The sequence below is a fragment of the Zarconia sp. genome (assembly GCF_057467645.1).
This window is the reverse complement of sequence record NZ_JBRJXU010000052.1, coordinates 1-13,143: the sequence shown is the minus strand read 5'-3', so window position 1 is coordinate 13,143 and position 13,143 is coordinate 1. Positions and strand designations below refer to the sequence as shown.

The following is a 13,143-nucleotide window of genomic DNA, read 5'->3' as shown; positions in this document are numbered from 1 at the left end:
CGCCCTTGGGGGGAATTCGGAAGTCGGAATTGGGAATTTGGGAAACGGGAGAATTGGCAGAAATTTAGCCCTCGAAGCCGCCGAAGCTCCCCAAGCCTCGCGAAACAAGCCCTATTCACCGTTCCCCCGTAGCGGTACAATAAAGTTCTTATAACGATCGGTATTTGGCTTCCGGGATTGACTTCGTTTCATCGATTCATTTGCTCAGATCCGTGAAAACTTTATTTCGACATGGGTTCGCTGCCTTGGCGACAGCGACGCTTTCAATACTAGTACCGCTCACTCCAGTTTCTGCAAACTTCGATCGCCAAGAAGTCGAGCAGGAAAACTTCATCGCGATCGCCGCCCCGGTGGGTCAAACCTTGGGATATCAGCTGCTGATTTTAGAACAAGTGTCCGACACTCGTTTGTGCTGGAGCGAACGCGACCTCAGTCCAGTTATCGTAGACCCGTTGTTACTCGATTTCGACTTTAGCGGCATTTGCGGGCGCAGTACTGACAGTAATGGCTATTCGATTCGCGTGGATAACCAAGATTGGGCGCTAGACTACGCCTTGCGAATCCAACGGGAAGGGAACGATCTCGTTCTCAAGGGAGTTCCGTTTGGTGCCGGTGAGGAAGCTTTTGAAATCGGTCGCACGAATGGCGTTGCCTCCGGTTTCCTCAAAATCGAGCTACATCCGGGATGGCGGTTTGCCCGACGCAGCTATCGAGGTCGTCCTTTGGGTCACATTTATCTCACTTACGATCGCTGATATAGCATTCAGCCATCAGCCGTCAGCCATCAGCCGTCAGCAAAAATATTGCTGTGCCGATCTCCTGGATTATTTATTTGTCTTCAGTGCATCGCAGGTGCGGACGATAACGATTTAGGTCTTCGTATATTTGGTAGGGGTCAAGCGTGCACCCTGGGTGTAGGGGTCAACGGCCGCATTCCCCCTACGATAATTCCCGCACATCCCTAATTTCGCGAATGCATCCAGGTGGTGATGCCCTCAGCTAGGGAAATGGCCAGTTGTTCCTGGGCGACGGGATCGACGATCCACTCAAACTCGTAGGGATTGATAGCAAACCCCAGTTCTAGCAACACCGAGGGAGTGACTGACGGGCGTGCCAGGGCGAGATTTCCCCAAAATACGCCGTAAGCCGGTCGATTCAGATCGACCACTAAATACTCGTATAAATAGGCGGCCAAATCTTGAGCTTGGGTGTGATACCAAAAGGTTCCCACCCCGGCGGTATTGATGGCATCTCCCTGGTCTGGGAGGGCGTTGTAATGGACGCTGAGGGCAATGGTGGGTTCGGCTTTGTTAATCATCGCCGCCCGGTCTGCCGGCCATAAATCTTCCTCTGCTTCTCGGGTCATAATCACCGTCGCCCCCCGTTCTTCGAGGCGATCGCGCAGGAGATTCGACACCACCAGGGTGACATCTTTTTCCGGCAATCCCGTCGGTCCCACGGCCCCCAAATCTTCGGGTCCCCCATGACCGGCATCGAGGAGGATGGTTGCCCCCGCCAGGGAGTTCGGGCCGCCGGTGAGTTGGGGAGGTTTGCGCAGGGAGAGGATGAGGGTGGTTCCGTCGTAGCGGAGTTTGTATCCCCACTGCTGGGATTCGTTGAAATAGAAGGTGTAGCGAACTCGATCGCCATCCACTTGCTGCCAGTCGAGGCGATCGACCAGGGGATTCTCGTTAAAGGCGATGGTGTCAGTTTGGGCGGTGGTATTGTGCAGGGTGAGGGAGAGTTTGCGCGCCCCTTGTTCGACGGATACCGGAACTGGGACTTCTAGGGGGAAGAGAACTTCCAGCCATTTCTCTGTCGGGCGCGATCGCACGCTGCGAATATTCGATCTTGGAGGTGCGCCTGCTGCTGAAATTCGCACTTCCTCGGCTTTAATCCACGCCCCGTAGTCTAGGCGCACCCATTTCCCTTCTTTACCGGTAATCGCGGCTTTGGTTCCCCTCGGTAGGGGGGTGAGGCGAGAGAAGTCTGTAGTTGGCCCGGTTCGGGCAACTCCAGCCTCGACGATGACTTCAGCCATTTCAACCCGATCGGGCGATAAAATTTCGATCGCCCCTAATCCCGGTTGAGTGCGCGTCGTCCCGTTCATCGCCAGGTTAAATGTGGGTACGCCCAAATTTCCGGGGGTGGAGAAGGTTGCACAACCTTGGTAGGCGGCGGCGATGTCTGGGGCGATCTCCTGAATTTGGGGTTTATTGTCTCCGGTGAGAACGGCGTTGTTGGCCGGCAAACTGACGATTTCCGACTGGGGGAGGAGGGGAACGGTGCGATTGGCGAGGGTGACGGAAACGTTGGCGTTAGCAGGGGCGATGGCATCGAAACAAATCGATTCTCCCGGCTGGCGGGCGATCGGTTCGACAGGCATCAGGGAACCTTTGGCAAAGTTAATTCCGTCGGGCATCACCGGCGCGGTGGAGTTGCGGGTTACCACCATTTCTAATTCCCGATCGCCGTGGCGAATGGTAAACCGGTTTTCACCGATTTGGAGGGGCAAGCTGGGGGCAAAATGTCCGGCCGGGCTGCGTTCGATCGCCTGTCCGTTGATGGAAACTTCTCCGTCCGGTGGGGCGGTTCCGATGAAGAAGATGCGATCGGCCGTAGTTTGATGGTTGGCGGGTGGGTAGGCGATGTACAGCGATTGTTGCGCCATCACTGAAGATGCGATCGCCCCTCCCAATACGGTTAGTCCGAGAGCGGTCGGTGCGAATATCTGGAGACTAGGGAATGCCCGATCGAAATTTGCCTTTGCGTTTGACATTTACCATTAAGATTTAAGGCGACTGTATATTACCATAAATAAGTAATAAGTGAGGATAAATTATTTCTCTAGTGTATATCGAACCATTATTTTAAACTTTAAAAATATGACTAACGGCTACAGGTAGATTTCTAATGATAGAAAGTATAAAGCTGGAAAATTTTAAAAGTCATCGCTCGACTCAACTAACTCTAGATGGCTCTCGCTTACATGCACTGGTTGGACAAAATAGTTCAGGAAAGACATCTGTGCTAGAGGCATTACATTATATGAGCCAACTAACGACCAGGAACGATTCTTTGATTTTTATTCAGAATAAGTCTCCTGAATTCATTACTACTATAAATAAAGAATATATGAAAGTAACTACTAAAGGATATTTTGACCATACTAAAAGAATGGGATGGGAATCATTTTATCAATATAAAAGCAACGATTCTAAATGGGATTTTTCTAGTATTTTTTGCTTTGAAAACAGACAATTTCCTTTATATAACTTAAAAAATAGATTAAAAAAATATGATTTAAAAGATATGATTCCTAATTTCTCAGAAAATTCTGTTTATTTAAAGTTGGTAGAAAGTGATTTGAAAACAGCAGCTTACAGTAATAAAATCTCACCTCAAGTGGAAGATGACGGTCTTGCACCTACTCTAGACTATATACGCAACGAAGCATACGAAAATTTTCAAACACTTAAGGAAATGTTAAAAAAAATTGTTCCGACTGTTAGACAAATAGGAATAAGACGTGCAAAAGTTGTCTTTAATCGTCAGCGTTCAATTGAAGTTAATGGCAAATTAATTCCGTATGATGAAAGTCAGGATATTATCGGTCAAGAAGTTGTATTAGATATGAGTACAGGAGATAGAATTCCAGCTCATTCAATCAGCGAAGGAACAATACTTGCGTTAGGTTTGCTGACGGTTTTGATGCATCCTAATCAACCCAAACTAGTTTTACTTGATGATATTGAACAAGGACTTCATCCCAAAGCACAACGAGATTTAATGGATGTATTAAAAGAAATACTGAAATTAAATGAAAATCTACAAATTATTTTCTCTACTCATTCACCTTATATTGTAGATGAACTTAAACCTTCTCAAGTTCATGTCTTATATAATCCCGATGAAGGATTTACAATATCAAAACGCTTAGATGAACATCCAGATATTGAATGGGCAAAACAAGCTTTAACAACGGGAGAGTTTTGGGATGCTGAAGGTGAAGAGTGGGTTGTAGGTAGCGAAAATTCGTGAATGAGTTTATTGTTATTGTCGAGAGTAATGCCGATGCTCGAACGGCAACTGAACTTGCGGAGCGAATTCTCGTAGAGAAAGTTGAGTGGTTAGAGCGAGATAATCTGAAATATATATTTCGATGGAGTGGTTTACAGGAAAATACAAGCAATTCTTGCTGGAAAGATATTAATAAGATTCTCGATGACTTCAAGCAAAACTCAAATTTTCGACTTCCAAAGTTTTTAGCAGATCGCAGACAAAAGTTGAAAGCTGATGCTGCAATCTCTATCAAAATTCTCAATTTAGTTCGCTTTTTGCAAAAAGAGAGAGAGATTAAAGCTATATTATTGATTCGCGACTTAGATAATCAGCCGAAACGCCGAGAAGGTTTAGAACAAGCTCGATGGCAAGATATCGATTGCCAACCTAAACTAGAAATTATCCTCGGAACGGCAAATCGAATGCGTGAGGCTTGGGTTCTCCACGGATTTATACCAGTCAATTCACAGGAAGAGCAACGGTTAGCGAAGATAAAACAACAGTTAACATTCGACCCTTGCACGGAGTCAGAGAAATTACGATCGACTTCTCGAGAAGATCGAGACCGCCTGCGAAATCCCAAAGTCATCGTCGAAGAACTAACGGGAAAAGACATGGAACGGGAACGGCTGTGTTGGGAAGAAACCAGTTTGGAGATTCTACGAGAACGCGGGATCAAGACTGGTTTAACAGATTACATTCGGGAAATTGAGGAACGGTTAGTACCCATTATTTGCAAGTCTTAGGATATCTATGACAACGTGATTAATTTATAATTGTTCATTGTTCATTGTTCATTGTTCATTGTTCATTGTTCATTGTTCATTGTTCATTGTTCATTAGCCTAAAATCTCGCTAAAAAAGTCTATCGCCTCTTTCAACGCCGCAACAAATACATCAATTTCTTCAACGGTATTGTAGAAATACAAACTCGCCCGCGCCGTGGAAGAAACCCCGAGAATCGTATGTAACGGCTGCGTGCAATGGTGTCCCGTCCGAATAGCAACCCCCGCTTCATCCAACAGCGGTAAAATATCATTAGCGTGTATTTCTCCGGCGGTAAATGCAGCTAATGCCGCCCGTCCGCTACCGTCAGCATTCGGTTTGGGACCGTAAATTCTCAATTGGGGAATCGTTGACAGTTTTTCAAACAAATAGGCACATAACTCGTGTTCGTAAGCGGCAATTTTATCCATCCTAATGCCACTCAAATAATCCACGGCTGCACCAATCGCGATCGCCTCTCCAATGGCCGGAGTTCCCGCTTCAAACTTATGGGGCAAATCGGCATAGGTTGAAGTTTCTAAAGATACCTCTTCAATCATTTCTCCCCCACCCAAAAAAGGAGGCATCGATCGCAGCAAATCCAACTTGCCATACAAGAAACCAATTCCCGTCGGCGCGCACATTTTATGTCCCGAACCCACCAACCAATCGCAGTCCATTTCGCGGACATCAATGGGCATATGGGGCAAACTTTGACAAGCATCAATCAACACGTTAGCTCCATACTTGTGAGAAATCTTCACAATTTCTTCGACGGGATTGATGCAGCCGAGGGTATTAGAAACGTGAACCACCGAAACCAATTTAGTTTTCTCGGAAATCAGGGTTTTAAACTGTTCTAAATCGAACTCCTCAGTTTCCGTCAACTCCACAAATTTCAACACCGCCCCGGTTTTCTGGGCAACCAATTGCCAAGGAACGAGATTACTGTGGTGTTCCATCACCGATAGGATAATTTCATCCCCCGATTTGAGGGTATTCATTCCCCAAGAATAGGCAACTAAATTAATCGCTTCACTGGCATTGCGAGTAAAAACAATTTCGTTGCGCGACTCAGCATTGACGAATGCTGCCAGCTTATCCCGCGCCGCTTCGTAGGCAGTGGTAGCCCGCGCGCTGAGGGTATGCACGCCTCGGTGAACGTTGGCATTATCAAATTCGTAGTAATGTTGCAGCGCGTCGAGAACGGCTTTCGGCTTTTGGGAAGTGGCTGCATTATCGAAATACACCAAGGGTTTGCCGTGAACTTCTTGATGCAAAATGGGGAAGTCGGCGCGGACGAAATCAGCGATCGTTTTTTCTCGAACTAGAGTCATGGTTTTGCGGGAGATGGGGTGAAAGAGCGGTGGGGCGATCGAAATTCGCTCGAAATTTATCTTCGAGTGCGAGCGTCTCGCTCGCGATTGGAAATGAGCTAAAAAATCGAAACAAATTTAGAAATTGCGATCGCGTGGTGTTGGGTCAATTGCAAACTTAATCCGGGTAAAATGAACGCGAGCGAGACGCTCGCACTGTGATGGCGATCGACATCTTCTCAAGTTAAATAGGTGCGGCAAGACACGCATTGAGACAAAATTTTCGCCACGGAAGGAACGGGAATTTGCTGCAAAATTTCCGCCGCAAAGGCATCCACTAATAAATGTTCGCTAGTTTGCCGATCGAGTCCCCGACTTTGCAAGTAGAATACCTCATCTTCTTCGAGTTGACTCACCGTTGCCCCGTGGGCGCATTTAACGTTATCGGCGACAATTTCTAGTTGCGGTTTGGTATTGATCCGCGCCTTGGGAGAGAGGAGGAGGTTGCGGTTAAGTTGGCTGGCGTTGGTAAGCTGCGCCGCCTGGGGAACGCAAACCCGCCCGTTAAAGACACCGTGGGCGCTACCGTCGATAATATTCTTGTGGAGTTGGTTTGCCTTACCGTTGGGGCAGTTGAGGGAGATCGTACTGTGAGTGTCGGCGACTTGCTTGCCGGAAATCAGCGTTAGCCCGTTGAGGGTGGTTTCCGTGCCTTCCCCGGTTTGAAAGACATCCAAGTTATGGCGGGAAAGCCCTGCCCCAAATCCGATCGCGTGGCAGGTATAGCGGCTATCTCGGCTTTGAGTCACGGCAGTTTTGCCGATGTGGAACGCAGCCCCCGCATCCCGTTGCACCCGCAGGTGTTCGACTTGGGCGTTATCTGCCAGCCAGAGTTCGGCGACGCTGTTGGTGAAGTAAACTCGATCGCCCGTCGCATCGGGACAACCGGCACTGGTGGAGGTATATTGCTCGATTAGGGTGAGGCTGCTGTTGGCTTCGGCGACGACGAGGCAGCGCGGCTGTACCAGCGTCGGCGCATCACCGGAAGCAGCGACGCACAGCAGTTGAATCGGCGTTTCGATAACTTGATTTTTCGCCACCCAGATAATTGCCACATCGTCCAAACTGGCGGTATTGAGAGTGGTAAACACTTCCTCGCTTCCGGGCTGTTGCGCCAGATACTCCCCGAGGCGATCGCGTTTTTGGGCGGGTAACTCGGAGATATTACCGGCAAATACTCCCTCAGGTAATACTTCTACATTCGATAGGGTAGAGGCATATTTGCCGTTGACGAATACCAGATGGCTTTGGGCGGCTTCTGGGAGAACGAACTCGGCGATGGTTTCGGAACTCAGTTGGATGTCGGTTGGCGCTTGAAACTGAATTTTCAGCAGCCCAGACAAATCGGTAAACCGCCACTCTTCATCGCGGGTGGTGGGGATGGCAAGTTCTTGCAACCAAGCGGCTGCGCGATCGCGAATTTCGGCGAATGTCGAGTTGGCGGGCGATCGTAGGTTGAGGAGTTGGGTTAGATAGGAAACTCGTTCTGGGGTGGCAAGTTGAGTCGTCATAATCGGGAATGGAGAACGGGGAACGGGGAATGGGGAAGAGTTGGAGGAGGTTGCCGATGTCCGCTTAAACCAGTGCGGCTTCGTATTCTTCAATCGCCCAATCGTACCCGCGTTCTTCCAATTCGAGGGCGAGTTCTTTGCCACCGCTGCGGAGAATTTTGCCGTCGTACATCACGTGAACGAAGTCGGGAACGACGTAATTAAGTAACCGCTGGTAGTGGGTAATCATCAGGGTGGCGTTATCGGGTTTGGCGAGTTGATTCACCCCGTTGGCGACGATTTTGAGCGCGTCGATATCCAGTCCGGAATCTGTTTCGTCTAAAATAGCCAAACTCGGTTCGAGTAATGCCATCTGTAAAATCTCGTTCCGCTTTTTCTCCCCACCGGAAAAGCCTTCGTTGACGCTGCGATTGAGGAAGGCTGAATTCATTTTCACCACTTCCAGCCGTTCTTCTACCAAATCCTCGAAATCGAAGGTATCGAGTTCTTCTAAACCTTTATGTTTGCGGTGAGAATTGTAGGCGACGCGCAGAAAATCTAGGTTGCTGACACCGGGAATTTCGATCGGGTATTGGAAGGCGAGAAATACCCCCGCCAGCGCCCGTTCTTGGGTTTCGAGTTCCAGCAAGTTTTGTCCGAGGAAGGTTACCTCACCGCCAGTCACTTCATAATCGGGGTGTCCGGCGAGAATTTTGGAAAACGTGCTTTTTCCCGAACCGTTCGGTCCCATAATCGCATGGATTTCTCCAGCTTTAATTTCCAGATTCAAGCCTTTGAGAATCGGGGTATCTTCTACAGTAGCCGTGAGGTTTTTAACGGAAAGAATGATGTCGCTATCTTCAATAATCATGATGTTTTAGGTTTTGGGGTGAGTATTTTTGGGGTGGGTGGGTTTATCTGAAATGCGATCGACTTATTCGATCGGTTTGATAAAGTCTTCGTGGGCGCGAACCCAACAGGTTTGTCCCGACCAGGGATCGTTAACGGCCATCCAAGTTCGATTGTTGGATTCGGCGAAAACGTCAGTCTCGGTATCCGAATCGGCAACCGTCAGAATATGTCCGTTAAAAAATCGCGAGACAACGATATGACTCCCTTGATTGGGTGGGTGAGTTTGGTAGCAGTTCAAACCGCTCAAGCCGCGATTTGTAACTTCCCAGCGAGGGTGATTTGGGGAATTTGAGGGATAGTTTCCGCGCTCGTTTGTTATTGGGAAAGCTGTAATTTCCAGGGGAGTTTCGATCGATTCGATCCCTCTTAAGGTTCCATCGATCCAGCATCGATCTTCACCATCTAGTCGAACTGGCAACCAACCCGCTTCTCCCTCGTCTATCCCTTCATCGGCGAGAACGATCGCTTCTCCCTCTAAAAATGTTTGGGCGATCGCATCAATCCCATCATTTTCGCCATCAACCGGTACGTTTTCGTAGCAGGCGATGCCGCCGGGTTCCGTCACTTGCCATTGCGTCTGGGATATCGCAATTTTAGGTGCGATCGCAATTCCCAAAAGAATGGGGATTGCGGAAAGTTGAATTAAACCAAACGGCGACTGCATTGTAACTCGTACTCGATCGAAAGCTAAGTTTTAATGAATAGCGATATCCTAAATAAAAGGAATGCATACAAGGTTTTAATGAAATTCTAGCAGGTTTTAAATTCGAAAAACTCTCAAGTTGACTGTTTTAGAATTCTACGAGCTTAATTTTCTCTGGAGTGACATTAAACAGAAGAATATCGCCATCCTTCTGAATGATTTTAGCCCCAATTTTTCTATAAAACTTAACGGCAGATTGATTGGTTTGAATCGCATTCCAAGCCAGATGCGTACAATTACATTGTTTCGCGATCGTCGCCAGTTTTTCCATCAAAGCCAAACCAATTCCTCGATGTCTCATCTCCGATTTTAGGTACAAATCGTCTAACCACAAACTGGGTTGAGCAGTAAAAGACGAATACCGAAAGTAATAGAGCGCAAATCCGACCGGTTGTTTTAGGTTTTCGGCTAGTAAAACTTTAGCAAATGGGACATCACCAAACAACGTTTGAGATAGCTTCTGGGGAGTGGCTTTTAGGATTCCCGAAAACGAACCCATTTGGCGATCGAATTCTGCTTTATTTTGAATCAACGCAAAGATACTTGAAATATCTCCCGGTACGGCATCGCGAATTATAATTTCAGCACTCACTTGAGTATCTCAAAAATCGATCGAGGTGCGGCGATTACACTCAGAAGTTTGCAGGCTAGCATTTCACTCGAGGCTAACCTACAAACCACTGACTCAAAACAGGGAGTGGGAGACTCACTGCTTTATCCGACGGCACCTTCTAGCTTCAAACTCAGCAACTTATCGGCTTCGGCCGCAAATTCCATCGGCAGTTCGTTGAACACGTCCTTACAGAAGCCGCTGATAATCATCGACACTGCATCTTCCTCGGAAATTCCCCGCTGGGTGAAGTAGAACAACTGGTCCTCCCCAATCTTGGAAGTTGAGGCTTCGTGTTCGAGTTTCGCCGCGTTATTCTGCACGTCGATATAGGGGAACGTATTGGCTTCAGCGTTGTCCCCAATCAGCATCGAATCGCACTGGGAATAGTTCCGCGCGCCTTCGGCTTTCGGACCCATCTTCACCAATCCCCGGTAGCTATTCTGAGAACGTCCGGCGGAAATCCCCTTCGAGATGATGGTGCTTTTGGTGTTTTTGCCGATATGCACCATTTTGGTTCCGGTGTCCGCCTGCTGGCAGTTATTCGTCAGCGCCACGGAATAGAACTCACCGACAGAGTTATCGCCAACCAACACGCAACTGGGATACTTCCAGGTAATCGCCGAACCGGTTTCCACCTGAGTCCAGGAAATCTTCGAGTTCTTCCCTTTGCACAGTCCCCGCTTGGTGACGAAGTTGTAAATCCCGCCTTTGCCATTTTCATCCCCGGCAAACCAGTTTTGCACGGTGGAATACTTAATTTTGGCATCGTCGAGGGCCACCAATTCCACCACAGCCGCGTGGAGTTGGTTGGTGTCGAACATCGGCGCGGTACAACCTTCGAGATAAGACACGGAACTGCCTTCTTCCGCAACGATCAGGGTGCGCTCGAACTGTCCCGAATCCCCGTTGTTAATCCGGAAATAGGTGGACAATTCCATCGGACACTCGACGCCTTTGGGAATGAAGACGAAAGAACCGTCGCTAAACACCGCAGCATTGAGTGCGGCAAAGTAGTTATCGGCAATGGGGACGACGCTGCCGAGATACTTCTCGATTAACTCGGGATGCTCTTGCAAGGCTTCGGAAATCGAGCAGAAAATCACCCCAGCTTCGGCGAGTTTTTCCTTAAACGTCGTGGCAATGGAGACGCTATCGAAAATTGCATCCACGGCAACGTTGGACAATCGCTTCTGTTCGGAAAGGGGAATCCCCAATTTCTCGAAGGTGTCGAGCAGTTCCGGGTCGACTTCATCGAGGCTCTTTTTCTTCTCCTGGGTTTTTGGTGCGGAGTAGTAAACGATATCCTGATAGTCGATGGCTGGATAGCGGACGTGAGGCCAGTCCGGTTCGCTCATCGTCAGCCACTTGCGGTAGGCTTTCAGGCGAAATTCGAGCATGAATTCCGGCTCGTTCTTCTTGGCCGAAATCAGACGAATCACATCTTCGCTCAATCCGCGCGGAATGGTATCGGCTTCGATATTGGTGACGAAACCGTACTTATAGGGCTGGTTAACTAGGGTCTTAACCGTGGTCGCACTCATGGTGTTCTCGTGTTGACTCTCAAAGGTCGGGTTCTCTCTAGCCGCGAACGGGGAGCGATCGAGTTTTGAGTCCTCGTTCCTCCCTCGATGGCACCTCGCACTGATTCGGGATACGTCATGACGCGACGTGCAACTGAAATTCTCCAAAACCTGACAACGCGGGGTCAAAGGATAAGGGGCGCCGATCGACTCGCTTACCCTATGGCTTGGCAAAAAGATTGCACGGTGCATTCATGGGGATACGCAATCTATACGTACTGATTCGTCGTGGTGCGAATCTGCTCGGCACTGATTTCTTGTTCTTTCCCGGCAAAATCATTATCCGGGGTCAGGAACAACATGCAGTGACATTCTTTGCGCTCTCGCATGGGAACGCAAGGACAATTCCAATAGGTTGATTTAACTTCAGCCTCTTTATCTTCATAGTGACGGCAGGGACACAGCGGCGCACCCAACGTCTCTTTGTGTTTGGCCAAGCCTTCGATAACCACTGCCGTGATGCTCAAATCCGAGCAGAAATAGGTATCTGTGCGCTTTGCATAGGTTTCAGCAAAGTTGCGCATGGCTTCCAAGCTTTTTTCGGAGGCTTGTTGGGGGCCGTTCTCTACAGTCATAGGGCAGGTTGAAACAAACAGCGTATTCAATATAATGTTAAAACAACACTTATGTTGTTTAACTATTGTTTAGATTACTTTAGCAACAAACATGTTGTCAAAGTCTAATTAAATAATTCTTTACGTAAACCCTGCCACATCGAGCTAGAGAACCACGATCGCCATGGCACTCACTGGGCATCCTTCCACGAAAGAGGATATATTGCAACATTTACTCAAGCGAGGTCAAGCCACCGCACAAGCATTGGCCAAATCTCTCGATATCAGTCCGCAAGCGATTCGCCGCCATCTCAAAGATTTGGAGTTGGAAGGGGCGATCGTCCATCGTTCGGTACAAGTGGGAATGGGACGACCGCAACACGTTTATCACCTCAGCGAAGCAGGACGAAACCGCTTTCCCCACCACTACGACGAGTTTGCCGTTTCTCTATTAGATACCCTTGCCGAAACCGTCGGTCGTGATGGGGTGGGAGCTGTCCTGCAAAAACAGTGGGAACGAAAAGCCATCGCCTATCGAGAGCAACTCGGTAGCGGTTCCCTGAAAGAGCGGGTGGCCAACCTGGTGAAACTGCGCCGTGCGGAAGGCTACATGGCCGAACTGGTGGAATTAGAATCGCCACCGGAAGAACCGGGAGAAGGGTTTGTCATCGCCGAGTACAATTGTGCGATATCGAGCGTCGCCGAATCGTTTCCCAGCGTCTGCGGTCACGAATTGCACATGTTCGCCACCGCACTTCCCGATTGTCAGGTAGAACGCACCCATTGGACGATCGATGGTGATAATCGCTGCGGTTATTTGATTCGCGCTCGCCGGAATTAGATGGGCTTGGGACGCAGGGGGAGAGGGGGAAGACAAGGGGGACAAAGGAGAGAATGTGTTGGCAAACAACTCAACATTTTCTGTTCCCCGTTCCCCATTCCCCGTTCCCCGTTCCCCGTTCCCCATTCCCCATTCCCCATTCCCCGTTCCCCATTCCCCGTTCCCCGTTCCCCGTTCCCCATTCCCCATTCCCCATTCCCCATTCCCCGTTCCCCGTTCCCCGTTCCCCGTTCCCCGTTCCCCATTC

At 48.9% G+C, this 13,143-nt stretch carries 13 protein-coding genes; 4 read left to right on the top strand and 9 right to left on the bottom strand.

What is annotated here, in order from left to right; genetic code table 11:
* The first annotated feature begins 212 nt into the window (after positions 1-212).
* Positions 213-755 (top strand): DUF3747 domain-containing protein, encoded by a 543-nt coding sequence (locus AC2215_RS07075; protein WP_486809262.1) that lies wholly within the window; start codon positions 213-215, stop codon positions 753-755.
* Positions 756-961: 206 nt separating this feature from the next.
* Here AC2215_RS07075 and AC2215_RS07070 read toward each other — a convergent pair whose 3' ends face one another.
* Positions 962-2,671, bottom strand: a complete 1,710-nt coding sequence (locus tag AC2215_RS07070) for an N-acetylmuramoyl-L-alanine amidase (protein ID WP_486809309.1) — start codon at positions 2,669-2,671, stop codon at positions 962-964.
* Positions 2,672-2,913: 242 nt separating this feature from the next.
* Between AC2215_RS07070 and AC2215_RS07065 the strand changes: the two genes are divergently transcribed.
* Entirely contained in the window at positions 2,914-4,041 is a 1,128-nt protein-coding gene (locus AC2215_RS07065; RefSeq protein ID WP_486809261.1) for an AAA family ATPase, read from the top strand.
* Positions 4,038-4,808: a hypothetical protein gene (locus tag AC2215_RS07060; RefSeq protein WP_486809260.1), complete on the top strand. Its 771-nt coding sequence runs from the start codon at positions 4,038-4,040 to the stop codon at positions 4,806-4,808. The genes AC2215_RS07065 and AC2215_RS07060 overlap by 4 nt, the downstream gene beginning before the upstream one ends.
* 93 nt (positions 4,809-4,901) lie before the next feature.
* Here AC2215_RS07060 and AC2215_RS07055 read toward each other — a convergent pair whose 3' ends face one another.
* From AC2215_RS07055 to AC2215_RS07025, 7 genes are all read right to left on the bottom strand, one after another.
* Positions 4,902-6,164, bottom strand: coding sequence for a SufS family cysteine desulfurase (locus tag AC2215_RS07055; RefSeq protein WP_486809259.1), 1,263 nt, complete (start codon positions 6,162-6,164; stop codon positions 4,902-4,904).
* A 218-nt stretch (positions 6,165-6,382) separates the two neighbouring features.
* Positions 6,383-7,714 (bottom strand): Fe-S cluster assembly protein SufD, encoded by a 1,332-nt coding sequence (gene sufD / locus AC2215_RS07050; protein WP_486809258.1) that lies wholly within the window; start codon positions 7,712-7,714, stop codon positions 6,383-6,385.
* A 64-nt stretch (positions 7,715-7,778) separates the two neighbouring features.
* Positions 7,779-8,564, bottom strand: a complete 786-nt coding sequence (gene sufC / locus AC2215_RS07045; RefSeq protein ID WP_486809257.1) for a Fe-S cluster assembly ATPase SufC — start codon at positions 8,562-8,564, stop codon at positions 7,779-7,781.
* A gap of 63 nt (positions 8,565-8,627) precedes the next feature.
* Positions 8,628-9,269, bottom strand: a complete 642-nt coding sequence (locus AC2215_RS07040) for a hypothetical protein (RefSeq protein ID WP_486809256.1) — start codon at positions 9,267-9,269, stop codon at positions 8,628-8,630.
* Between the two features lie 127 nt (positions 9,270-9,396).
* Positions 9,397-9,900: a GNAT family N-acetyltransferase gene (locus AC2215_RS07035; protein ID WP_486809255.1), complete on the bottom strand. Its 504-nt coding sequence runs from the start codon at positions 9,898-9,900 to the stop codon at positions 9,397-9,399.
* Between the two features lie 122 nt (positions 9,901-10,022).
* Positions 10,023-11,462 carry a Fe-S cluster assembly protein SufB gene (gene sufB / locus AC2215_RS07030; protein WP_486809254.1) on the bottom strand — a complete coding sequence of 480 codons (1,440 nt, stop codon included), beginning with the start codon at positions 11,460-11,462 and terminating at the stop codon, positions 10,023-10,025.
* Between the two features lie 248 nt (positions 11,463-11,710).
* Complete coding sequence (locus AC2215_RS07025) at positions 11,711-12,076, bottom strand: ferredoxin-thioredoxin reductase catalytic domain-containing protein (protein WP_486809253.1); 366 nt, start codon at positions 12,074-12,076, stop codon at positions 11,711-11,713.
* 163 nt (positions 12,077-12,239) lie between these two features.
* On the opposite strand from AC2215_RS07025, the gene sufR reads away from it, so the two are divergent.
* Positions 12,240-12,896, top strand: a complete 657-nt coding sequence (sufR, locus tag AC2215_RS07020; RefSeq protein ID WP_486809252.1) for an iron-sulfur cluster biosynthesis transcriptional regulator SufR — start codon at positions 12,240-12,242, stop codon at positions 12,894-12,896.
* Here the strand turns inward: sufR and AC2215_RS07015 are convergent.
* Positions 12,893-13,143, bottom strand: a 251-nt coding sequence (locus AC2215_RS07015) for a hypothetical protein (RefSeq protein WP_486809251.1), incomplete at its 5' end; no start/stop codon positions are given. The two genes, sufR and AC2215_RS07015, sit on opposite strands and share 4 nt — an antisense overlap.